Source organism: Kribbella sp. NPDC051620 (genome assembly GCF_044453825.1).
Lineage (GTDB): Bacteria > Actinomycetota > Actinomycetes > Propionibacteriales > Kribbellaceae > Kribbella.
Genome location: NZ_JBITDB010000003.1, coordinates 1 through 22,742 on the forward strand (window position 1 = coordinate 1; position 22,742 = coordinate 22,742).

General features: G+C 67.8%; 16 protein-coding genes. 5 read left to right on the forward strand and 11 right to left on the reverse strand.

What is annotated here, in order from left to right; genetic code table 11:
- Window positions 1-130: 130 nt before the first annotated feature.
- The 4 genes from ACIA12_RS13080 to ACIA12_RS13095 are packed head-to-tail and all read right to left on the reverse strand — an operon-like array spanning window position 131 to window position 5,550.
- Window positions 131-2,095, reverse strand: coding sequence for a VWA domain-containing protein (locus ACIA12_RS13080; protein ID WP_396367168.1), 1,965 nt, complete (start codon window positions 2,093-2,095; stop codon window positions 131-133).
- 1 nt (window position 2,096) lies between these two features.
- Entirely contained in the window at window positions 2,097-3,494 is a 1,398-nt protein-coding gene (locus tag ACIA12_RS13085) for an ATP-binding protein (protein ID WP_396367169.1), read from the reverse strand.
- A gap of 45 nt (window positions 3,495-3,539) precedes the next feature.
- Window positions 3,540-4,814: a serine hydrolase domain-containing protein gene (locus ACIA12_RS13090; RefSeq protein ID WP_396367170.1), complete on the reverse strand. Its 1,275-nt coding sequence runs from the start codon at window positions 4,812-4,814 to the stop codon at window positions 3,540-3,542.
- A 10-nt stretch (window positions 4,815-4,824) separates the two neighbouring features.
- Complete coding sequence (locus ACIA12_RS13095) at window positions 4,825-5,550, reverse strand: Clp protease N-terminal domain-containing protein (protein WP_396367171.1); 726 nt, start codon at window positions 5,548-5,550, stop codon at window positions 4,825-4,827.
- 137 nt (window positions 5,551-5,687) lie between these two features.
- Between ACIA12_RS13095 and mug the strand changes: the two genes are divergently transcribed.
- Window positions 5,688-6,206 carry a G/U mismatch-specific DNA glycosylase gene (mug, locus tag ACIA12_RS13100; RefSeq protein WP_396367172.1) on the forward strand — a complete coding sequence of 173 codons (519 nt, stop codon included), beginning with the start codon at window positions 5,688-5,690 and terminating at the stop codon, window positions 6,204-6,206.
- A gap of 12 nt (window positions 6,207-6,218) precedes the next feature.
- Here the strand turns inward: mug and ACIA12_RS13105 are convergent, their stop codons facing one another.
- Window positions 6,219-7,157, reverse strand: a complete 939-nt coding sequence (locus tag ACIA12_RS13105; protein WP_396367173.1) for an alpha/beta hydrolase — start codon at window positions 7,155-7,157, stop codon at window positions 6,219-6,221.
- A gap of 111 nt (window positions 7,158-7,268) precedes the next feature.
- On the opposite strand from ACIA12_RS13105, the gene ACIA12_RS13110 reads away from it, so the two are divergent.
- Together ACIA12_RS13110 and ACIA12_RS13115 are read left to right on the forward strand one after the other, a co-directional pair.
- Entirely contained in the window at window positions 7,269-7,841 is a 573-nt protein-coding gene (locus tag ACIA12_RS13110) for a TetR/AcrR family transcriptional regulator (RefSeq protein ID WP_396367174.1), read from the forward strand.
- A 49-nt stretch (window positions 7,842-7,890) separates the two neighbouring features.
- Window positions 7,891-11,196: a hypothetical protein gene (locus ACIA12_RS13115; protein ID WP_396367175.1), complete on the forward strand. Its 3,306-nt coding sequence runs from the start codon at window positions 7,891-7,893 to the stop codon at window positions 11,194-11,196.
- Window positions 11,197-11,315: 119 nt separating this feature from the next.
- Here the strand turns inward: ACIA12_RS13115 and ligD are convergent, their stop codons facing one another.
- Window positions 11,316-12,284, reverse strand: a complete 969-nt coding sequence (gene ligD, locus ACIA12_RS13120) for a non-homologous end-joining DNA ligase (RefSeq protein WP_396367176.1) — start codon at window positions 12,282-12,284, stop codon at window positions 11,316-11,318.
- A 115-nt stretch (window positions 12,285-12,399) separates the two neighbouring features.
- On the opposite strand from ligD, the gene ACIA12_RS13125 reads away from it, so the two are divergent.
- Both ACIA12_RS13125 and ACIA12_RS13130 read left to right on the forward strand, forming a co-directional pair.
- Window positions 12,400-13,386, forward strand: a complete 987-nt coding sequence (locus ACIA12_RS13125) for an alpha/beta fold hydrolase (RefSeq protein ID WP_396367177.1) — start codon at window positions 12,400-12,402, stop codon at window positions 13,384-13,386.
- A gap of 322 nt (window positions 13,387-13,708) precedes the next feature.
- Window positions 13,709-15,913, forward strand: a complete 2,205-nt coding sequence (locus ACIA12_RS13130) for a M4 family metallopeptidase (RefSeq protein WP_396367178.1) — start codon at window positions 13,709-13,711, stop codon at window positions 15,911-15,913.
- Window positions 15,914-15,986: 73 nt separating this feature from the next.
- Here ACIA12_RS13130 and ACIA12_RS13135 read toward each other — a convergent pair whose 3' ends face one another.
- The 5 genes from ACIA12_RS13135 to ACIA12_RS13155 all read right to left on the reverse strand — a co-directional run bounded on the left by ACIA12_RS13135 (window position 15,987) and on the right by ACIA12_RS13155 (window position 22,718).
- Window positions 15,987-16,970 (reverse strand): LuxR C-terminal-related transcriptional regulator, encoded by a 984-nt coding sequence (locus tag ACIA12_RS13135; protein WP_396367179.1) that lies wholly within the window; start codon window positions 16,968-16,970, stop codon window positions 15,987-15,989.
- Window positions 16,971-17,133: 163 nt separating this feature from the next.
- Entirely contained in the window at window positions 17,134-18,909 is a 1,776-nt protein-coding gene (locus tag ACIA12_RS13140; protein ID WP_396367180.1) for an LPXTG cell wall anchor domain-containing protein, read from the reverse strand.
- Window positions 18,910-19,502: 593 nt separating this feature from the next.
- On the reverse strand, window positions 19,503-20,624 hold the full coding sequence (dusB, locus tag ACIA12_RS13145; protein WP_396367181.1) for a tRNA dihydrouridine synthase DusB: 1,122 nt from the start codon (window positions 20,622-20,624) through the stop codon (window positions 19,503-19,505).
- A 1-nt stretch (window position 20,625) separates the two neighbouring features.
- Window positions 20,626-21,330 carry a hypothetical protein gene (locus ACIA12_RS13150; protein ID WP_396367182.1) on the reverse strand — a complete coding sequence of 235 codons (705 nt, stop codon included), beginning with the start codon at window positions 21,328-21,330 and terminating at the stop codon, window positions 20,626-20,628.
- 2 nt (window positions 21,331-21,332) lie between these two features.
- The gene (locus ACIA12_RS13155; protein WP_396367183.1) at window positions 21,333-22,718 is read right to left on the reverse strand and encodes a glycine--tRNA ligase; all 1,386 of its coding nucleotides are present in this window, start codon (window positions 22,716-22,718) and stop codon (window positions 21,333-21,335) included.
- Window positions 22,719-22,742: the final 24 nt, after the last annotated feature.

Consider the following 22,742-nt stretch of genomic DNA (forward strand, 5'->3'; position numbering starts at 1 on the left):
CTTTGCTCTTGTTCTTTGCTCTTGTTCTTTGCTCTTGTTCTTTGCTCTTGTTCTTTGCTCTTGTTCTTTGCTCTTGTTCTTTGCTCTTGTTCTTTACTCTTGTTCTTTACTCTTGGCTCTTGTTCTGGCGCTACAGGCGGCGGCGGGTTCTTAGGTAGTCGCCTACTACGGCTGCGCCTAGGCCGTCTGGGTCCGGAGCTAGGACTCGGCCGCCGCTTCGGCGGGCCAGTAGGTCTACGAAGGAGGTTAGGCGGGGGTCGTCGCCCAGGCGGAAGATGGAGACGGTGGCGCCTAGTTTGGCCAGGCGGTCTACCTCGAAGATTGTTTTGCGGAGGGTTGCCGGGCGGGGTGGGTAGTCGAATTCGGCGGTGCCGTCCGGTTCCAGGTGGGCGGTCGGCTCTCCGTCGGTGACCATCAGGACGACCGGTTGGGCGTCGGGGTGGCGGCGTAGGTGACGGCCGGCCAGGAGCAGGGCGTGGTGGGCGTTGGTGCCTTGTTCCCAGGTGCCTTCCATGCCGATCAGCTGCGGCAGTTCCACCACCCCGGCGTACCGGCCGAAGGTGATCAGTTGGAGGGCGTCGTTGCGGTAGCGGTTCGAGATCAACTGGTGCAGGGCGAGGGCCGTTCGCTTCATCGGCAGCCAACGGCCTTCTTGGACCATCGACCACGACGTGTCGACCAGCAAGGCGACCGCAGCTCGCGCCCGATGCTCGGTCTCGGCGATCTCCACATCCGCCACGTCGAGCCGCACCGTGCCATCACGTGAAGAACCAGCGGTTCGCAGTACTGCGTTACGCACAGTCCGAGGTACATCCCACGGCTGTGTGTCGCCGAACTGCCAAGCCCGGGTGGACCCACTCAGCTCGCCGGCCGCTCCCGCAGACGCGGCATCCCGTTCACCCGACTGGCCGCGCGCGGTTCGCAGTACGTCCGAAAGCGCCGTCTGGCCGAGTTGCCGCAACGCCTTCGGGGACAACTGCAACGTGCCGTCAGGCGCACGCTCCAACAGCCCCTGGTTGCGCAGCTCACGCTCGAGCTCCGACAACCGGCGCGCGTCGACCGTCGCCTCGTCACCGAGCTGGCGTGTCAGCGCGTCGAGATCGATGTCCTCCAACCGAGCGCCCGGATACGACTGGGCCAGCTGCTCGGCCAGCGCATCCAGCTCGGCCAGATCCGACATCGCCCGAGCGCCCTCGGCCAACCCGAGTGGATCGTCGCCGCTCATCCGCTCGGACCCCGACCAGTCCTCGCCCGGCCTCAACGCCTGCAACTGAGCATCAAGATTCGCCAACTGCTGCGACAACTGCGGATTGCCGAAAGCCTGCTGCGAAAGCTCAGCCAACTCGGCCCGCTGCTCCGGCGTCATCGAGTTGAGCATCCGCTGCGCGGCCGCCGCGCGGGCAGCGAGTACGTCGATCAGCTCATCCACAGTGCGCGGATTCTCCGGAAAGAACTCGCCATGCTTGGCCATGAACTCGCCGAAGAGCTGATCGATCTGCGGATGACCCTGTGCATGAGCGGCGAGCAGCGCATTGAGATCGGCAAGCATCTCGTTGATCCGCTCGACGTCCTCAGGCGTCGTGTTCTGCAGGGCCCCCTTCATCCCCTCGAACCGCGACCCGAGCAGCTCACGACCGAGCAGCTCCCGGATCTCCTCGTACTTCTGCCGCGCCTCGCTCGATTGCCAGTCGTAGTCGGCCAACTCCCGCACAGCGGCGGCAGTGCCCGACGGGAGTGCGTCCAACTGCATCTCACGGAACCGCGCATCGTCCGACGGATTCGGGAACAGATCATGCCGCTCAGCCTCGAGCGCCTCGTCCAGCAGCCGCTGTACGTCGCGCAGGGTGCCGTCGAGGTTGTGCCGCCGCTCGATCTCGCGCCGCCGCTCCCACAATCGCCGGGTCAGATCGTCGAGCCCTTGGGTGTTGCGAGTCCCGCGCCGGAGCAACTCCTCCAGCGCGGACCGCGGTGACGAGCCGCCCATCACATCGCGGCCGAGCTCGTCCAGCGCGTCCCGCAGATCCACCGGCGGGGCGAGCGGATCCGGACCGTCATGCCACGGCCCGTACGACCAACCTTCCGGTAGCTGGGACATGTCAGGCCCCGTAGACGGTCGTGTCGTCGTCGGCGTCCTTGGCCAATCGCTTGGACAAGTAGAGGGCCTCCAACGCCAACTCCACCGCCGCCGCGATCCGGCCAGGTGAGTCGTCGGGCGAGACGCCGGCACGCGCCGCCACGTCGTGCAGCACCGGCAGCTCGGGCAGCGCGGACAGTACGTCGCGACCCGGGATCCGCTCGCCCGTCGTCACCATGTGGCCTTGGGCAACGGCATCCGCAAGAGGCGTGAGGTCGAGGCCGGCGAACCGTTCGCGCGCGGTGTCGGCCACCGAGCGACGCAGCAGGTACTCGAGCAGCTCCGCCTCACGTCCTTCTTCACCCGGCTCGAACTCCAGCTTCCCCCGCAGTACGGCGGGAACAGCCTCGAGGTCGACCGGCCTGGCGACAGCCGGCTCCTCACCCGTGATCGCGGAACGGCGAAGCGCAGCAGCCGCGACCGTCTCAGCCGCGGCAACGGCGAAGCGCGCCGACACACCCGAGCGCTGATCGATCGCGGTCGACTCCCGCAGGTGCCGTACGAACCGCGCGAGCACCTCCAGCAGCGGCTCGCCCACCTCAGCCGTGAGATGCGATTCCTGCCGTACGACGTCCACCTCGGCGTCGATGTCGAGCGGGTAGTGCGTCCGGACCTCGGCGCCGAAGCGGTCCTTCAGCGGGGTGATGATCCGGCCGCGGTTGGTGTAGTCCTCGGGGTTGGCGGTTGCCACCAGCAACACATCGAGCGGCAGGCGCAGGGTGTACCCGCGGACCTGGATGTCACGCTCCTCCATCACGTTCAGCAGCGCGACCTGGATCCGCTCGGCCAGGTCGGGCAACTCGTTGATCGCGACGATGCCGCGGTGCGCGCGTGGTACGAGTCCGAAGTGGATCGTCTCGGGGTCACCGAGGCTGCGGCCCTCGGCGACCTTGACCGGGTCGACGTCGCCGATCAGGTCGCCCACCGACGTGTCGGGGGTCGCGAGCTTCTCGGCGTACCGGAGGCTGCGGTGCAGCCAGGCGACCGGCAGGTCGTCACCGAGCTCGGCGGCGCGGCGCTTGGACGCGGGCGTGATCGGGTCGAGTGGGTGCTCGGGCAGCTCGGCGCCCTCGATCACGGGTGTCCACTCGTCGAGCAAACCGATCAGGGTGCGGAGCAGCCGCGTCTTGCCTTGTCCTCGTTCGCCGAGGAGTACTACGTCGTGCCCCGCGATGAGGGCGCGTTCGAGCTGGGGAATCACGGTGCGGGAGAATCCGACGATGCCGGGCCAAGGGTCGCGGCCCGCGCGCAACTCCGTCAGCAGGTTGTCGCGGATCTCGGCCTTGATCGAGCGGGGGACGAATCCGGCGGCGCGCAGCTCGCCGGCCTTACGAGGAAGATCAACAGGTGCACTGGTCACTCAGACGACGTTAGCTCGCTCTTCCAGCGCACGCCCGTGAAATCTCTAACTTGTGCGTGGAGTGACCCGGCCGGAGTTGACCAAGTAAGTCGGGGTGAAGGTGACCGTGGTCCAGGGTTGACCGGGCGCGTTGCGGGCGACGAAGTGGTTACCGTCGCCGGGGTCGGTCGGATACAGCTCGTACTCGACCAGGGGCTCTTCAGCGAAGGCGAGGCGGTCGCCGGTGGCCTGGTAGGTGAGGACCAGGCGGTCGTCGCGGCGGACGACCTCCATCCGGACGCCGGCCCGCTCGTAGACCCCAACATGCTCCTCACCTGCGGAAACACCCTCGATCGGCTCCGGCGGGAGTGGTACGGCGGCGCCCACGTAGTACGTGAAGATCTCGGAGGCGAGCTGGTCGAACAGGGCTGGAGCGTTGGCCGAGTTGGTCAGCAAGCACACGGCCAAACGGGCTTCCGGGTCGATGCGGAGGAAGGCCAGTTGTCCCACCGTCGTCCCGTCGTGCCCGAAGAGTTTGCGGCCTGACCAGTCATATAGCCGCCATGCTTGGCCGACCGCCTCGAATCCACCGGTTGCGCCAGGGACCGCCACCTGGGGTTCACGCATTTCGGCGTACTGATCCAGGTGCAGTTGGGCGAAGCGCAACAGGTCGGCCGCGCTCTGGGTGATCAGACCGGCGGGGCCGATGCTGCGGGGCAGGTTCCAGGTCTTCACCGGTACGCCGTCCGCGGTGTGGCCGAGCGCGTTGCGGTGCAGGATGGCTTGCTCGGGGAGAGTCGTGGTCAAGGTCAGGCCGAGTGGCTCGATCAGCCTGGCGTGCAGCGATTCGTCCCAGGTGCGGTGGTCGAGGACCTCGACGAGGCGGCCGAGGAGGACGAAGCCGGAGTTGCAGTAGGAGTACGCAGTACCGGGCTCGAACAGCTGGTCGACGTCGGCCAGCAAGCCGACATACCGCTCCAGGCAGTCGTCGCCCCGGCCGGTGTCGGTGAAGAGATCGCCGTCGATGCCGCTCTGGTGGGTGAGCAGCTGGCGGACGGTGATCCGGCCGTCGATCGGCGCCTCGGGCAACACCTTCACGACGGCGTCGTCCAACGACAGCTTGCCTTCGGCAACGAGTTGGGCGATCAGGGTCGCGGTCCAGGTCTTGGTGATCGACCCGACCTGGAAGAGCGAACCGGCCGTGACCTCGACACCGGTCGCACGGTTCAGGACACCGTACGGCGCGATGGTCTGCTCGCCATCGGCCCAGATGCCGAGCACCGCGCCCGGTACCGCGGTCCCAACTGCCAACTCTTCCAGGCGGGAGCTCCAGTCAGGCATGTCGCCAAAGCTACTTGGCCTTCGTCACCTCCTCGAGAGCGGCCCGTACCGCCGCCCAGGCGGCCGATTCGTCGAGCCCGAGACCGACCAGGACCTCCGTCGCGACGCTGGCCGAGTCCCGGTAGAAGGCGAGCAGGAGGTGCTCGGTGCCGACATAGTTGTGACCGAGGACGAGCGCTTCGGCGACCGCGCCTTGGAGGACGTGCGCGGCCTTGCGCGTGTACGGCGGATTCTCGGCCGACAGGGCGGCCTCAACGTCCTTCGACGGGCCCTTGGCGGGGCTCAGCGGCGCGACAGCCGCGGCGATCGCCTCCTCGGTGATTCCCTTCGCGACCAGGATGCGGGTGGCGATCGCCTCGGGTTGGCTGTAGAGCGCGAGCAGCAGATGTTCGGTGCCGAGGAACGGGTGGTTCATGCCGCGGGCCACATCCTTCGCGGATTCCAGTACGGCCTTGGTCCGCGGCGTGTAGTGCCCGAGCACCGCCTGGGCGGTCCAGGAGTCGGCGAAGCGCTTGTGCGCGGCCTGCTTGCTGACGCCGAGCACCGCGCTGATCTCGACCCAGGACTTGCCGGCACCCCGGGCGCGGTCGACGAAGTATCCGAGCGCGGCGTCGCTGGTGCTGGTCAGTTCGTTGATCGCGCTCGCGGCGGTGCCGAGCTGGTCGAGGACGTCGTCGGTACCGGCGTCGTGGCGAATGATGTCGATGAGTTGCTGAAGATCGGGTCCAGGGGTCATGCGTCAACACTAGGTTGACTTCTACCGATCGTCAACCCTGGGTTGACATCGAAGGCAGCCGGTACGCCGTACAAGCTCGGCATCGGCGTCCGCTGGCGAACACCGGTTCTTCGTCAGGCCGGGGCTAGGGTGCTGGGGTGCAGGTATTGGGTGATGTGGTCGGGCCGGGGTTGCGGGTTTTGTTTTGTGGGATCAATCCGGGGCTGGTGTCGGCGGCGACCGGGCATCACTTCGCGCGGCCGGGGAACAGGTTTTGGCCGGCATTGCATTTGGCTGGGTTCACGCCTCGGGTGTTTCGGCCGGACGAGCAGGAGGAGTTGCTCGGGTTGGGGCTGGGGATCACCAATGTGGTGGACAAGCCGTCGGCTCGGGCTGATGAGTTGACCAAGGCTGAGTTGATTGCCGGGGGCGAGAACCTCGTGGCGAAGGTGCTCGAGTACCAGCCTCGGTGGTTGGCGGTGGTAGGGGTTACGGCGTACCGGGATGCGTTCAACGAGCGCAAGGCAGTGATGGGTGAGCAGGTCAGGCGGATCGGTGAGACGCGAGTGTGGATCCTGCCCAATCCGAGTGGGTTGAACGCGCATTACACGCTGCCCAAGCTCGCGGCCGCCTACGCCGAGCTGGAGAAGGTCAGCTCGGGCGCCGGCGGCCAGTAGTACAAGGAGTTTTCAGGCGAGCGCCTTGCGCAGGGTGGTGATGGCGAGGTTGATCGCGGTTTCGGCCGCGTGGGTGTCCCGCATCGCGTCGACCATCACGAAGTCGTGGATGATGCCGGCGATCCGGACGGCGGTGACCTCGACGCCGGCCTCGCGGAGCTTGGCGGCGTACGCCTCGCCCTCGTCCCGCAGTACGTCCGCCTCGCCGGTGATCATGAGTGCCTGGGGCAGGCCGCGGAGCTGTTCGAGGGTCGCCCGCAGCGGCGACGCGGTGATCTCGTTGCGCTGTGCCTCGTCGGTCGTGTACTGATCCCAGAACCACTTCATCCCGTCCCGCTGCAGGAAGTAGCCTACGGCGAATTCGTCGTACGACGCCGTGTCGAAGGACGCGTCCGTGACCGGGTAGAACAGCACCTGCTGCGTGAACGTGACGTCGCCCCGCTCCTTCGCCAGCAACGTCACGGCCGCCGTCATGTTGCCGCCGACGGAGTCACCGACGATCGCCAGCCGGCTCGCGTCCAGCTCGTGATCCTTGCCAGCAGCAACGATCCAGCGCGCGACCGCGTAGTTCTGCTCCAGCGCGACCGGGTACCGCGCCTCCGGCGACAGGTCGTACTCCGGAAAGACCAGCGCCGCCCCCGCCCCGACGGCCAGCTCCCGCACGAGTCGGTCATGCGTGTGCGAGCCGCCGAAAACCCAGCCGGCACCGTGGATGTAAAGGATGACCGGCAACGGACCAGTACTCCCCGCCGGCCGGATGACCCGAACCTTCACCGAACCATCGCCGGCCGGGACGGTCAGCCATTCCTCGTCGACGGGAAGCTTCGGGTAGTCGGTGGTCTGCACGTCGTCGACCGCCTTGCGGCCTTCGTCCGGCGGCAACTGGAACAGGAACGGCGGGACGCTGGTCGCGTCGGCGAAGGCTTGGGCAGCGGGCTCCAGAACGGTCATCGCGGTACTCCTCAGACTGGATCGAAGCGGAGAACGAACGTTCTCAGCAGATGTCGGCTACTCTAGGAGAACGATGGTTCTCCGCGCAAGCAGCAGTCCGAGGAAGGCGTTATGACGATCGACACAGCGACCGCGCAGCAGCAGGTGCTCGAGGCGGCGGACGCGCTCTTCTACGAACGCGGCGTCCAGGCGGTCGGGATGGACGCGATCCGGACCGCGTCCGGCGTCTCGCTCAAGCGGCTCTACCAGCTCTTCCCGTCCAAGGACCACCTGATCGAGGCCTACCTGCACAAGCGCGACCTGCAGTGGAAGTCGATGCTGGCCGAACACGTCGACGCGGAGACCGATCCGCGCGAGCGGATCCTCGCGGTCTTCAACTTCCTCGACGACTGGTTCCAGGAGAAGAGCTTCCGCGGCTGCGCCTTCATCAACTCCTTCGGCGAGCTCGGCACGGTCTCCCCCGCCGTCGCGGAGCTGGCCCGCAAGCACAAGGCGGGCTTCCGCGACGCGCTGGCGGAGCTGTCCGAAGCGGCCGGCGCAAAGGATCCGCAGCGCTTGGCCGACTACCTGATCCTGCTCAGCGAAGGCGCGATCACCACCTCGGTGTTCTCCGAGTCCAACGCACCCGCGACCCGCGCCCGCGAGGCGGCCGAACTCCTGATGGCGGCTCAACTGCCCGCGTGACCCTGCGATTCGACCGCCCGCTGACTCCCCCGTTCGGCAGGATGTGGGAATGCGAGCGACCGAACTGCTGACCGCCCTCGACCGACTCCCGTACGGCGAACGCGTCCGGCTGGTCGCCCGCGAGGCGCGACGCGATCCCGCCAACCAGTCGGCGCTGATCGCCGAGCTCGACACCGGCGACACCTTCGCCCGGACGATCGGACTGCAGCTCGCCCAGATCGGCGGCGACGTCGAGCAGATCACCAAGCTGCTCAGCGACCCGCAGCTCCAATGGCGCGCGCTGGCCGCCGCAGGGCGCGGAGTACCGGTCTCCGACGACGCCCTCTACAGCCTGTACGCCGATGCGCCTGCAGCCCTGCGCACCCGCATCCTCGGAGTCATCCGGCGGACCCGTCGGCAAGCTCTCGCCACGCGCCTGATCGAGGAACAGCGCGAGCGTTGGGGCGACCACGCCGCCGCCGGCCTGCTCAGCAGCACCGACCCAGCCACCGTCGAACGCCTCCTACCCGACCTGGCCTACACATTCTCGGCGGGCGAGTGGGCTCGGCTGGCCGCTCGTCACCCAGAGGCCGTCCTGGACCACGCCTCCCGCACGCTGCCCGAGGAGACCATCTACCGGACCGAGTGGTGGAACAGCGTCGCGCACGGCGTGGTCGCGGCGATCGACAGCCACCCGGAGCGCGTACTCGAGCTGATCAAAACTGCGATGCCGCGCTACGACCTCCCGTGGCCCGTCATCAGCATCATCGGCCGGATCGCCGACCTCGACCCGGCCGGTCTGCTCCAGCTCCTGCTCGCGCCGGACCGGGCCCGGGCGCTCCATCGCGCTCTCACTCCCGCGCTCCGGCGGAGGTTGTACCGGTTCGCCGACGACGACTTGGTCGCCCTCGGCCGCAACCTCTGGCCCAATCCAGCCAACCTGCTGGCCGATCTCCCGCCCGCTCGGCGTTCGGCGGTCTTCGAAGGCATCACCGCCACCATCGAGCTCGGCCGGACGGAGCTGTCCGACGACCTCCTGGCGGTTCTTCCCAGCAGACTCCGGCATGAGCAGGCCCGTCGCATGATCGAGCTCTACCAGGACCGCGACCCACAACGGCAGTGGTTCTACAGCGGCTATCTTCCCTTCGCCGAGGCATTCGCCAGACTGGAACCCGAGGCGAACCAGCCCGAGGCATCGGCCCGCGTCGTCGTCTACCGCGCCGTCATCGCCGCCGCTGGCCATTCGCGCGAACCGGAGTCGATCGAGAAGGCGCTGAACTGGGCGACCAGGGTCCGCAATGACCAGGACCCGGTCCGCGAGGCAGTGCTGGACGAGGCGGCCTCGCTGCCGCCGTCACAGCTCACCGACCTCCACGTCGACGCTTTGCAGACGCTGCTGACCGATGCCCTCGAAGCCCGTGACCTCTCCTGGAGCTCCCGCGCCTCGCTCAACCAGCTCGCCGAGACCGCGGTCCGGCAAGGTGCCCTAGGCAACCATTTCGCGTTGCTCGACTGGGGTTTGCAGGCTCAGGCGCGACTCGCCGGCAGCACCGGCTCGGTCAGCTTGTCCGGACTCGTCGACGGTCTGCCACGCGGTCGCGAGGTTGCCGTCTACAACGCGTTGCGTCCGTACGTCGAAGCGGCGGCCAAGCGTCAGGAGTTCGGACTCGCCTTCGCGATCGCCGAAGCGTTCGGCCGGCGAGGCTGGGCCATCGACGACCTGCACCTGGTTCTCGAACAGGCCGTCTGGTCGAACAAGGAGTACACGGTCGACCAGGCCGCCAGGCTCTGGCTCGCTCCCCCGGCGACCCGGGCGGAACGCGTCGGCCGGATCATCGATCGCGAGGTCGGGATGGCTCGCTGGGACTCCATCTGGGCGGCCGTCACCGAGGTCCGCACCGATCTCCTCGACCCGGTACTGGCCGCGCCTGACCGGATCCGCCGCTTCACCCGCAACCACCCCGCCTGGCACGTCTCCCCGGTCGCCCTGCAGCGTTGGCTCCCCCGCCAGTACAGCCGGTACGCCGAACTGGTGGCAGCCGCCGCCAACGACGCCCGCATGCCCGAGTGGGCGCGCTCACGGGCTGTCTCGACACTGGGCCGGTTGCCGGGCATCGGGCGGGCCGCGGTCGAGCCCTTCCTCGGTAGCGAGCTGGTGGTGCTGCAGGAGGCTGCTCTTGGTGCGCTGGCCTGGATCGACCGGCCAGAGTTGGCGCTGCCGGTACTGCTGAGTCATGCGGGTGATGACCGGGCACGGGTGGCTCTCTACGCGGCCAGTCGGGCTGCCCGGTTCGCCAAGCCCAGCACCTTGGCTGAGACGTTCCGGCCGGTGCTGCTGGGTGAGGGCGCCAAGGTGACGTCGCAGAAGGAGGCGGCGCGGCTGCTCGGAGTACTGCGTGCAGAGGGCGCTAGCGAAGTACTGGCTGAGGCCTGGGCTGGTGCGCATCGGGATGTGCGGGCGGCGATCACCAGTGCGGCTTCGCAACACCTACTGCACGAGCCGGAGGCGTGGGCACTGCTGCAGGAGGCTGTGCACGATTCACCCGCTACTGCGGAGGCACTGGTGCAGCGGGCGCCGTTGAGCATCGCCGCGCAGTTCAGGTCGCGGTATGCGGACCTGCTGATTGCGGTGACCAACCGGCCGGAGTCACCGACCGTGGGTGCTGCGCTGCGGTCCCTGGCGGGTTGGGCTCCCTACAACCCAGCAGTGGCACCCGTGTGCGCCGCCTTCATCACCGACCTCACCAACCGCAGCCAGAACTGGAGCGACGCGACGAACGCGCTGGCAGGCATGATCGCCGCCGGGCACGGCCGCGATGAGTTGATCTCGGTCGTCCGGTTGCTGATCCGGCTGGAGAGCAAGCCCGGCGTACCGAACGCCGAGGCCGACCGTGACCATCCCGCCCGTCAGCGGCTCGCGCTGGTGATGGCCAAGGTGAACGGCGCGGTGGACTGGACCAGCAAGCAACCGCTGCTCGACGCGGCGGCCGAACTGGTGGCGCCTGGGTATCTGGCGCTTCGGGTGCCGCCGATGATCTGGGCACTCGACTGGACCGAGCCGATGGTCGGGCTGACCGCGGTCGCGGATCTGATGGCAGACCGTCCGCTGGTGGTCGCCGCTGCCGCCCAGCAACTCCGAATCCGCCTGAACGGCCCGTCCCACCGGACTGCCACCCAGACCCTCGCCCCCGCGACCGAGCTTGCTCGAACCGGCCGTGCGGTGGACGGCCACCTCGCGTTGGCGATGGTGGCAGCCGCCGCCGACAACTCCGCCTGGTCACCTGCGTGGCGGGCGGTTCTGGTCGACCTTCGCAACCACCCGGTGGACGATGTCCGGTACGCCGCCTTGGACCTGACGACGGCCACCGAGTACTAGGCGCCGGTCAGCGACGGGTCACCGAGGCCGGCCGTGTCCAACGCGGGCAGGTCGCCGCCCAGGCCGGCCGCGGCCCACTGGCAAGGGCGGCATCGGCGGAGGCGGGCTCGGCGGTTCGGTTAGTTGTCTTCAGCGGCTTTACGGGCGGCGGCTTTGCGGCGTTTGCCTTCGTGCATGGCTACGACTCGGGCGATGGGGATTTCGTGGCCCTCGGCGATCAGGTCGGCGGGGAGGGTTTGCGGGGCCGGGAGTTGGTCTGGCCAGGAGGTGGTGAGTAGGGCCGGTGCTGTCTTGACGGTGAAGTCTCTGGGGGTGACCTGCTCGATGTCGGTCCAGCCGACAGGGAAGGAGACCGTGGTGCCAGGACGGATGCGGGGGCTGTAGGCGGCGATGACAGTGGCGCCGCCGGCCCGGGTGGAGTCGACGAAGACCTTGCCGTGGCGTTCTTCCTTCACGTACGCCGTCGTCGCGAGCGCCGGGTCGATCCGGGCAGCACGGGCGGCGATCGCGCGGGTTGCGGCCGCCGCGTCCTCGATCGTGGCGGTGTCGTCGATCGGGACGTAGACGTGCACGCCCTTGGCGCCGCTCGTCTTGACCGCTCCGTCCAGCCCAAGGTCAGCGAGTGCTTGCCGGACCAGCAGCGCGGCCTGCACGGCCAGCGCGAACGTGTCGTCGCCCTCCGGAGGGTCCAGGTCCAGTACCAACTGCGTGACCCGATCCGGCCGGTCGAGCCGCATCAGCGCCGGGTGGTACTCGACCGCCCGCTGATTCGCGAACCACAGCAGCGTCCGCCGGTCGTCGCAGACGGCATACGACACTTCCCGCTTGGACGCCTCCGCCCACACCTGCACCGTCCGCACCCACTCCGGCGTGTACTTCGGCACGTTCTTCTGCATGAACGACGGCTGCCCCGGCCGGATCCGGACCACCGACAACGCCCGCTCCGCCAACCCCGCCAGCATCTGCTCGTGCACCGCGTCGAGGTAGTCCACCAAGTCCCGCTTGGTCGCCTCAGCCCCATCGAACAGCGGCTGGTCCAGGTTCGTCAGCGGAACCCCGTCACGCACCTCATCCGGCTTGCTCGCCATACCAGGAGCCTAACCGCTGCCGGAGCCAACAACCCTGAGCTCGGCCCACAGCCCCCACCGCGAAGTGTGTTCGAGTAGGTCAGCAGCTGTCCTATAAGGCCTCTAGCGTGCGGTTATGCAGAAGTATGAGGTTCCCAGTCCCACCATCATTCCGGTCAACGGGGTGGAACTCGAAGTCTTCGAAGCAGGTCGAGAAAACGAGGGAAAGCCCATCGTGCTCTGCCACGGCTGGCCGGAGCACGCCTTCTCGTGGCGTCACCTGATGCCCACGCTCGCCGCGGCCGGCTACCACGTCATCGCACCGAACCAGCGGGGCTATGGCAAGTCATCCCGCCCGACCGAAGTGACGGACTACGACATCGAGCACCTGTCCGGTGACCTCGTCGCGCTCCTCGACCACTATGGCTACGAAGACGCCACCTTCGTCGGTCATGACTGGGGTGCCTTCGTCGTCTGGGGACTGGTCCTGTTGCATCCCGACCGGGTGAACAAGGTGATCAGCCTCAGCCTGCCCTACCAGGTGCGCGGAGATAGGCCGTGGATCGAGGTCATGGAAGAATTCCTCGGCCCCGACTTCTACTTCGTCCACTTCAATCGACAGCCGGGTGTTGCGGACGCCGTGTTCGACGAGAACGCATTCCAGTTCCTCCGCAACCTCTACCGAAAGAACGTGCCCCCCGCGCCGCCTGAACCTGGCATGGCGATGATCAATCTCGCCAGAGCGAAAACACCAATTGGCGAGCCCGTCATGAGCGACAGCGAACTGGCCGTCTACGTCTCCGCGTTCGAGTCATCGGGATTCACGGGCAGCATCAACTGGTACCGGAACCTCGACCGCAACTGGCACTTGCTGGCGGACGTGGACCCGATCGTCCGACAGCCCGCCCTGATGATCTACGGCGACCGGGACTGGGCGATCCCGAGGTCCGAAAACCTGACAGAGTTCGTGCCCAACGTGGAAGTGGTCGGCCTGGACTGCGGGCACTGGATCCAGGAGGAAATGCCCGCAGAGGCAAACCAAGTAATCTCCAAGTGGCTGGAACAGCAGGACACCACCGTCCGGCCGGCTGGGCCGATCGCAAGGAGCTCAGCCCACCGCTGATCGAACGCCCGCCAAGCGATCGGCGCCTGCCGGGCAACGTACGCGACCCCGGCTGCCCCCAATCACGCCGGCCGCAGCACCCCGCCTGGGCCGCCCGGCGCAGCTTTCCACTGCGGTCTTGGTGCTTTCGGCAACGATGCGGTCGCGGTCCGGTGATGTCCTAAATCGGCGGTGCCGATCTCCGCCAGCAAGAACGCCTTCCGCTGGTGCTGGGGCTTGCTCAAACTCGGAGCACCCAAACGCCACCGCGTCCGGTACGCCTCGGACGCGGTCGGCGCAGCACAGGTCGGCCGATCGTCGGCCCCGCCCCCAAGGAGCAGTTGTGAATCGAAAAAAGACCAGGCTGACCGCCGTCAGCGGTCTCCTCGCCACCGGGCTGGTGATGACGCCTTTCTTCGCCGCCCACGCCGACCAGACCCCTCCTGGCGCCGTCGCCCACGAGCCGGCCTCCTTGACTGCCGACGAGCAGGCGCACGCCCCGGCGAGCGCCTCCGCGCTGGGCCTGGCATCGGGCGAGAAACTGACCGTCAAAGCCGTCATCGAGGATGCGGACGGGAGCAAGCACGTGCGCTACCAGCGCACGCTCGACGGACTGAGCGTCATCGGTGGTGACCTGGTCACCCACAAGGACGCGAAGGGCGCCATCGAAGAGGTCACGTACAACCTCGGTCGCAAGAATGTCGCGCCCGCGTCGCGGACCCCCAAGATCTCCAAGGCCGCCGCACAGGCCAAGGGACTGGCCACGGCACAGGCCACCAAGGACGAGAAGACCGCTGGCAACGAACTGGTCGTCCTGGTGACCGACCAGGGGCCCAAGCTGGCGTACGACGTACTGACCACCGGCCTTCGCGCCAACCAGGTTCCGACCCGCCTGCACACGTACGTCGACGCAGCCACGGGCGCCGTGCTGCTGACCGACGACGAGATCAAGACCGGTACCGGCGACGGCATCTTCGTCGGCAACGTCAGCATCAACACCAGCGCCAAGTCGGGCGGCGGTTTCGAGATGAGGGACTCGCTGGGCCACACGGCAACCGACGTACACAACCAGGGCGACCCCAACACGGGTGAGGGCCCCGACGGTGACATCTTCACCGACGCCGACGACAAGTGGGGCACCGGGGCGAACTCCGACCGCGCGTCCGCCGCCGTCGATGCGCTCTACGGCGCGCAGAAGACGTTCGAGTACTACAAGACCCAGCTCGGCCGGAACGGGATCTGGAACGACGGCCGCGGGGCACGCTCACGCGTTCACTTCGCCAACGCGATGTCGAACGCGTTCTGGGACGGCACGCAGATGTCGTACGGCGACGGTGCGAACAACGCCGCTCCGCTCACCGAGTTGGACGTCGCCGGGCACGAGATGAGCCATGGGGTCACCGAGAACACCGCAGGGCTCGTGTACAGCGGTGAGGCCGGCGGGCTCAACGAGGCGAACTCCGACATCTTCGGCACGGCGATCGAGTTCTACGTGAACAACCCCAACGACGTACCGGACTACTTCATCGGTGAAGAGATCGACATCAACGGCAACGGCGCGCCGCTGCGCTACATGGACAAGCCGAGCAAGGACGGACTGTCGAAGGACTGCTGGTCCTCGACGCTCGGCTCCCTCAATCCGCACTACTCGTCGGGCCCGCTCAACCACTGGTACTTCATGCTCTCCGAGGGATCGGGCGCCAGGACGGTCAACGGGATCAGCTACAACTCCCCGACCTGTTCCGGCGCCGCGGCCGTGACCGGCATCGGTCACGCGAAGGCCGAGAAGATCTGGTACCGCACGCTGGCGACCTACCTCACGTCGTCGAGCAAGTACTCCAACGCCCGGACCGGCGCGATCAAGTCCGCCAAGGACCTCTACGGCCAGGGCTCGGCTGAGTGCCAAGCGGTCGAGAAGGCGTTCACAGCGATCGCCGTCGCGGCGACGACCGAGACGTGTGGCACGGGCACCCCGGACCCCGGCTCCCCGACGGTCACCAACCCCGGCGCCCAGACGAGCACGGCGGGGACCGCTGACACGTTGCAGCTCGCAGCGACGGGCGGCACCACGCCGTACTCGTGGTCGGTGACGGGTCTGCCCGCGGGCCTCACGGTCAACGCCTCGACGGGCCTGGTCTCCGGTACGCCGACCGCCGCGGCCACCTCCACGGTGACGGCGAAGGTCACCGACGCCGCGGGCAAGACTGCCAGCGTGTCGTTCTCGTGGGTCGTCTCCGGCGCCGGTGGCGGGACGTGCACCGGCGCGCTCACCTACAGCGGCAGCCTCACTGCAGGCGGCAGCAAGACGTTCCCCGCCTTCAGCGACAGCGACGCGGGCCAGCTCAAGGTCTGCCTCGACGGGCCGACCGGCAGCGACTTCGATGTGTACCTGCAGAAGCTGTCCGGATTCTCCTGGGTGACGGTTGCCCAGGGCATCAGCCCGAATCCGGACGAGTCGTTCACCTACAACAACACGGCGGGCAGCTTCCGCCTCGTGGTGAAGGCCGACTCCGGATCCGGCGCGTTCACGGCGTCCGTGGCGGAGTGATCGCGAACCTGCGCGTGTGACCAGTGGCACCTCCTCGAGCGCTTCGGGCTCGGGGAGGTGTTGCTGCGCCGGCTCAGATCCAGTTCCGCCGGCTCGCTTGGATGGCCAGCTGGAACCGGCTGTGGGCGCCGAGCACCTCTTCGAGACGAGCGATCCGCCGGCCGACCGTACGAGCGCTCACCCCCAGGTCGCGAGCGATCGCCTCATCGGTGAGGCCGGCTGCCAGGTAGGACAACAGTTGCTGCTCACCCGAACCCGGACCATCCAACGCGTCGACCACCTGAGACTCCGCCGACAGCGGCACGCCCATCTGCCAGAAGACCTCGAAGAGGCCGGCCAAGGAGTCGAGCAGGCCGGATTCGTGGACGATGATGAGTGACCGTCGCGCCCCTTTCTGGCCCGGTACCGACAACAGCGCGCGCTTGTCGTCGTACAGCATCAGGTTGAGCGGTACCTGGGCGAAGACGCGCGCCTGCTCGCCGACCGCGATGCACTGATGAACCGCGGCGAGTCCTTCGAAGTCCTCGAGCACCGATACGCCGTACAGCCCGCGGGCTCGCACACCGCGTTCCATCGCCGCCAGGAATCCGACCGCCACGCCGGGCCGCGGGATCTCCATCCCGCTCTGGACCTTCCGCGGCGAGACGGGTCCGATGCACAAACCGTCGACGGTCGAGGCGGTGTCGTCCATCAGCTTGACCTCGACCGCCGCGCACCGCGCCTCATCCGTGATGACCTCCACGAAACTCGAGCGGTCACCGGCTTCGCTCCAGATGCCGGCAAAAACCGAGGCGATCTGACGAGTCGCGTCAGCAGCCCTCGCATGCTCAGCCGCCACCTGCTCCAGCGGAATCCGCGGCGCGACTGCCTCGATCCCGCCGTCGGTCACCTCGAGCAACCCAATGGCAGCCAGCACCCTCACCTCGTCCGCGGCGACGGCCTGGTCGACACCGGCACGCTCAGCCAATGCCTCCAGGCTCGTCCTGCCACCCACGACCGCCGCCCGGTAGAGCGGCTCCGCGACCGCCGAGAGAAAAGGTGCTGAAGGCAAGTGCATCTCGCCGTCTTACCACCTCCCACGCGCCCTACGCGAGCATGAGAACCCTTGACCACGTAGGCCTCTTCACGCAGTCACCAACCCCACACAGACCGCAACCGGTCACACCTACGCACCGTTTTGGCGAACCACGGACAGGTTGGCGGCCGGAGATGGCGAGGTGTCACTTCGCGTGCAAAGCCCTGCGGCGACGTCCGCGATATACCAGCACGCCGCCGGTAGCGATGAGCAGCAGGCCACCGAGGGCGCCGTACGTGACAGCGTTGCTCGCCCCGGTGGAAGCCAGGGCGCCGGAGGTGCTGCTCGGGGCCGGCCGGCCGGCGGGTGCGCCGACGTTCGCCTGCGCACGGGTGCCAGGCGTGTCGGAGGCGGAGACGACCGGTGTGGCGGCGGTCGGCGTGGGGGCGGTCGGCGTACCGGTGGTCGGCGTGGCGGCGCTCGGCGTACCGGCAGTCGGTGTGGGGGCGGGCGTCGGCTTGTCAGCGCCAACGGTCGCCGACGCGGGCTTCAGTTGAAGAGTCGTGATCGAGTACGGCGGCAACGTCTGTGCGACCGCCGTGCCCCGCTTCGCCGTCGTCAGGGCGGCGCCTCCCTTGACATACGAAACGGTCGTGACCGCCCCTGCTGCCGGCGTGAATCCGCGGTACGAGAGCGACACCGGTACTGCGGTCCGCGGGCTCTTGTTGATCAGCATGACGTTCAGACCGCCGGTGCTGCTCCGCACCGCGTGCACGGCAACCGACGAGTTGCCCGAGGACGACTTGACCATGGTGTCGCCAGGCTTCGCCAGTGCGGTCAGCGAGCGGATGCCCCAGTAGGTGGGGAACGGCGTATCGCGCGGCGGTTCACACTTCCCCCCGGCGCAGGTTCCGGCCGACAGCACACCCCCGTCCCGGTAGTCGGTCTCGCCGTTGACGGTGGTGGGCGCTTCGCCCGAGCCGTTGTGCAGGTTCCACCAGTCCACGTGGGTGGCGCCCTGCTCGAACCAGGTCATGTAGGTGTCCGGCGCAAACAGGGCGGCGGCCTGGCTGGTCAAGGCGGGCGAGCCGACGGCGTCGGTCTCGGTGACCGCGATCTCCACCGAAGCGGCGCGCGAGCCCGCGTAGGTGGAGATCAGCGAGCGCAGCTCGGACCTGACACCGGCGATCCGGGAGGGGGTGTTCAGCAGGTCGGCCGTGGTGGTGCCGCCCGGATACCAGTGGACGATGACGAAGTCGATCGACTTCGCCGCGATGGAGAGCACCGTGTGGTTCCAGTCGGCGCTGTCACCCGGGGCCTTCTCCTTATCCGGCCAGCCGCCAGGGGTGGTGAGCACCGCTCCGATCTTCACCTTCGGGTCCACGGCCTTCATCGCCTTCGCGTAGGCGATCAGGTTGTTCGCGTACGCCGTCGGGCTCTTGTCGGCGTGCGTGTCGGTTTCCCAGCCCTTGCCGTCGCCGTAGTGCCCGTTGCCGTAGACCTCGTTGCCGATCTCCCAGTACTTCACGCCGAAACCTTTGTCGACGTTGGCGTACTTGACCCAGTCGGCGGCCTCCTGCGGGGTACCGGAGCCGTAGTTCGCGGTGATGATCGGCTGGGCGCCGACCCTCTTCGCGGTGGCCATGAAGTGGTCGAAGTCGGTGTTGGAAGGGATCCAGCCGGTGCCGTCGCCGGAGCTGTGGGTCTTCCAGTGGTATTCGTCCGCGCCGGAGCCGCCCGGATAGCGCAGCTGCCGAACTCCCGCGGCCTTCATCAGCGATGACACCTTGGCAGTCCCCATGTGGTCGTCACCGAAGCCCGTGTTGAGGCCGGTCCCACTGCTGGGCACCGTACCCAAGGAGGTACCGGCATCCACACTGATGCCGACAGTCGTCGCGGCGCCCGCGCTGGGCGCCAAGGTGCCGACACCGGCCGAGGCGGCAAGCATCACCACCGCCCCCACGACAAATGGCCGGACCATCCGGCCACGGCAGGGCGTGCGAGCCCAAGACATCGGCTGCGCGGCGGATCTCGGGTCGTCTGGTGACACGTAATGCTCCGATCGGTGTTGGCACAGAGGGCGTACGCCGCTGACCACGGCTCGCCCTCGTCGGTACACCCCTAGTTGCCACGCAGATCAGAAAGGTTGCCGCTTCAATCGCTTTTCGCCCAGACGCGGCACACCGCCACCCGGCACGCCGGCTGTACCACCCCGGGCGCGGGTCGGATCCGCAAGCACCAGCCGACGGCGTGGTCCGGGCGAGCTCAAACCCCAGCTCGACAAGCGAGCACGGGCGGGCCCAAACACTCACCCAACGCCCACATAGTCCACCTACCCACCCACGTCACCAACAAAGTGGTTCGGGTGGGCTCAAGACTCTGGCACGACGAGCGAGTCGGGGTGGGCAATCTGTCTAGCCCTCAAAGACACCGGCACAGTCCCCTGGGCCGCCACTCAGCACGCTGGCTCTACCACCCCCGGCGCGGGTCGGATACTCAAGCGCCAGCCCGCGACGCGGTTCGGGCGGGCTCAAGACTCCGGCACGACGAGCGAGTCGGGGTGGGGCGGTCTGGTTAGCCGCCTGAGACGCCGATTTCCGCGTCGGCCATGTCGGTGTTGAGGCCGTCGGTGTCGTCCAGCCAGCCGTGTGGGAGGACGATGTGGTCGCGGGGGCTGCCTTGGCGGCCGCGGGGCGAGCCCAACTCCTGTACTGGGAAGGGTGCGGTCGGGTCGAGCTGGGCTAGCAGTTCGTCCAGGCGGGCCAGGGAGTCGACCATGCCCAGGGCTGCTCGGAGCTCGCCGCCCGCGGGGAAGCCTTTGAGGTACCACGGGACGTGTTTGCGGAAGTCGCGCAGACCGCGTTGTTCGCCCATCAGCCCGGCCAGGAGTTCGCCGTGGCGGCGCATGACGGTGGCGACCTCGCCGAGGGTCGGGAGGTTGAGCGCCTCGCCGCCATCGAAGGCGACCGCGAGATCGCGGAAGAGCCAGGGCCGGCCGAGGCATCCGCGCCCGACGATGACACCGGCGCAACCGGTCTCGGCGACCATCCGGAGCGCGTCGGACGCCTCCCAGATGTCGCCGTTGCCGAGTACCGGGATGTTCACGTGCTCGACGAGTTCGGCGATCTTCGTCCAGTCGGCCTGGCCGGAGTACGCCTGCGCAGCGGTACGTCCGTGCAGCCCGATCGCGGCCGCGCCTGACTCCTCGGCGATCTTGCCCGCGTCGAGGTAGGTCTGATGAGCGCTGTCGATGCCGATCCGGGTCTTCATCGTGACGGGGATCCCGTACGGCGTCGCCGCGCGCACCGCCGCCTCGAGGATCGCCCCGAGCAGATTCCGCTTCCAGGGAAGGGCCGCGCCGCCACCCTTGCGCGTCACCTTTGGCACCGGGCAGCCGAAGTTGAGGTCGACGTGCGCCACCCCGTACTCCGAACACAGCAGCTCCACCGCGCGCCCGACGTACACCGGATCGACGCCGTACAACTGCACCGAGCGGACCGTCTCGCGCTCGTCGAAGGTGAGCATGTCCAGACTCTTCTGGTCGCCCTCGACGATCCCGCGCGACGTGATCATCTCGCACACGTACAGCCCGGCGCCCTGCTCGGCACACAACCGCCGGTACGCCGCGTTGGTGATGCCGGCCATCGGCGCGAGCACCACCGGAGTGTCGATCGTCAGGTCACCGAGCTTCAACATGTCAGGCCTTCACCACCAGCACCTGGCCGTTGCCAGAGATCTGCGCCTTGTACGGCTGTACCGCGTTCGCCGTCGTCGTCACGTCACAAGCGATACCGTCGGCCGTGTGCTTGACGACAGCGACGTCATCCATCGTGCAAGTCACCTTGGCCGCACCCGGCACCGTCCGCAGAACAGCGTCGACAACCTTGGCACGAACGATCGCGACCGAGTCGGAGGTGAACTTGTACGTCGCCGAGTACTGCTTCGCGTCGACCGTCAGCTCACCCGTGTACGACTTGCCCGCGTACGTCACCGTGCAGGTCAGCGTGTGCTTGCCGGCCGTCTCGGCCTTGTCGATCCCCGGGCAGTTCACCGTCGTCGTCGCGGCGCGGCCAGCCGTGATCTGCGCCTGCTTCGAGATCGCGAAGCGGATCCGTCGCGCCAGCGGAGCATCCGAAGCGGGCTCGCCCTTGACCGACGGCGTCGGCCACGGCTTCGACGGCACCGGCAGCGGCTTGAGCGTCGGCGTCGAGGCGGTCGGAATGCTCGACGCGGGCGCGCTCGGCCCCGAAGAACCAGTCGTAGAGGGAGTGCCACCGGCATCCGGCGAGCTGTCCGAGCAGCCTGCCACCAGGAAGACCAGCAGCGCGCTCAGCCCGAAGACGGCCACGCCGAACTTGGTCCGGCTGGGCGTCATGATCCCCCGCAGCGACAGAGCAGGCATCGTCAGCAGCCCACCAGACGCTGCGCCAGGTAGCCGGTCACCTCGGTCAGGGCGACCCGCTCCTGCTTCATCGAGTCGCGCTCGCGGATCGTCACCGCCTGGTCCTCGAGCGTGTCGAAGTCGACGGTGATGCAGTACGGCGTACCGATCTCGTCCTGGCGGCGGTAGCGGCGGCCGATCGCGCCGGCGTCGTCGAAGTCGACGTTCCAGTTCTTCCGCAGCTCGCCGGCCAGATCCTTGGCCTTCGGGGACAGGTCGGCGTTGCGGGACAGCGGCAGCACGGCCGCCTTGACCGGGGCGAGTCGCGGGTCGAAGCGCAGTACCGTCCGCTTGTCGACGCCGCCCTTGGCGTTCGGCGCCTCGTCCTCGGTGTAGGCGTCGAGCAGGAACGCGAGCACGTTGCGGGTCAGCCCGGCGGCCGGCTCGATCACGTACGGCGTCCAGCGCTCGCCCTTCTCCTGGTCGAAGTAGGACAGGTCGACGCCGGAGTGCTTGGAGTGCGTCGACAGGTCGAAGTCGGTCCGGTTCGCGATGCCCTCGAGCTCGTCGAACTCCTTGCCGCCGAAGTGGAACTTGTACTCGATGTCGACGGTGCGCTTCGAGTAGTGGCTCAACTTCTCCTTCGGGTGCTCGTACAGCCGCATGTTGTCCGGGTTCAGCCCGAGACCGGTGTACCAGTCCCAGCGCGCCTTCAGCCAGTACTCGTGCCACTCCTCGTCCGAGCCGGGCGCGACGAAGAACTCCATCTCCATCTGCTCGAACTCGCGGGTCCGGAAGATGAAGTTGCCCGGGGTGATCTCGTTGCGGAAGCTCTTGCCGACCTGGGCGATGCCGAACGGCGGCTTCTTGCGGGCCGTGCCCATCACGTTGGCGAAGTTGATGAAGATGCCCTGCGCCGTCTCCGGCCGCAGGTAGTGCAGGCCTTCCTCGGACTCGACCGGGCCGAGGTACGTCTTCAGCAGGCCGTTGAACATCCGCGGCTCGGTGAAGGTGCCCTTGTTGCCGCAGTTCGGGCAGGCGATCTCGTCGAGTTTGAGGTCGTCGGCGTCCTTGTTCTTCCGCCGGGCGAAGTCCTCGCGCAGGTGGTCGTCACGGAACCGCTTGTGGCAGGACTGGCACTCGGTCAGCGGGTCGACGAACTCCTGCAGGTGGCCGGACGCCTCCCAGACCCGGGTCGGCAGGATCACCGAGGAGTCCAGCCCGACGATGTCGTCGCGACTCGTCACCATCGAGCGCCACCACTGGGTCCGGACGTTGTTCTTCAGCTCGACGCCGAGCGGGCCGTAGTCCCACGCCGACTTGGTACCGCCGTAGATCTCGCCGCACGGGTACACGAAGCCTCTCCGCTTACTGAGGCTGACGACGGCATCGACGGTATCCACGGGCACTTTTCGACTCCAGATTGGTGGTAC

What these genes read in the sequence shown, in the direction of transcription:
- ACIA12_RS13080 (WP_396367168.1), bottom strand. Translation starts at nt 2,095, where the DNA reads ATGTCCCAGCTACCGGAAGGTTGGTCGTACGGGCCGTGGCATGACGGT.
- ACIA12_RS13090 (WP_396367170.1), bottom strand. Translation starts at nt 4,814, where the DNA reads ATGCCTGACTGGAGCTCCCGCCTGGAAGAGTTGGCAGTTGGGACCGCG.
- ACIA12_RS13095 (WP_396367171.1), bottom strand. Translation starts at nt 5,550, where the DNA reads ATGACCCCTGGACCCGATCTTCAGCAACTCATCGACATCATTCGCCAC.
- ACIA12_RS13105 (WP_396367173.1), bottom strand. Translation starts at nt 7,157, where the DNA reads ATGACCGTTCTGGAGCCCGCTGCCCAAGCCTTCGCCGACGCGACCAGC.
- ACIA12_RS13110 (WP_396367174.1), top strand. Translation starts at nt 7,269, where the DNA reads ATGACGATCGACACAGCGACCGCGCAGCAGCAGGTGCTCGAGGCGGCG.
- ACIA12_RS13115 (WP_396367175.1), top strand. Translation starts at nt 7,891, where the DNA reads ATGCGAGCGACCGAACTGCTGACCGCCCTCGACCGACTCCCGTACGGC.
- ligD (WP_396367176.1), bottom strand. Translation starts at nt 12,284, where the DNA reads ATGGCGAGCAAGCCGGATGAGGTGCGTGACGGGGTTCCGCTGACGAAC.
- ACIA12_RS13125 (WP_396367177.1), top strand. Translation starts at nt 12,400, where the DNA reads ATGCAGAAGTATGAGGTTCCCAGTCCCACCATCATTCCGGTCAACGGG.
- ACIA12_RS13135 (WP_396367179.1), bottom strand. Translation starts at nt 16,970, where the DNA reads ATGCACTTGCCTTCAGCACCTTTTCTCTCGGCGGTCGCGGAGCCGCTC.
- ACIA12_RS13140 (WP_396367180.1), bottom strand. Translation starts at nt 18,909, where the DNA reads ATGGTCCGGCCATTTGTCGTGGGGGCGGTGGTGATGCTTGCCGCCTCG.
- dusB (WP_396367181.1), bottom strand. Translation starts at nt 20,624, where the DNA reads ATGTTGAAGCTCGGTGACCTGACGATCGACACTCCGGTGGTGCTCGCG.
- ACIA12_RS13150 (WP_396367182.1), bottom strand. Translation starts at nt 21,330, where the DNA reads ATGCCTGCTCTGTCGCTGCGGGGGATCATGACGCCCAGCCGGACCAAG.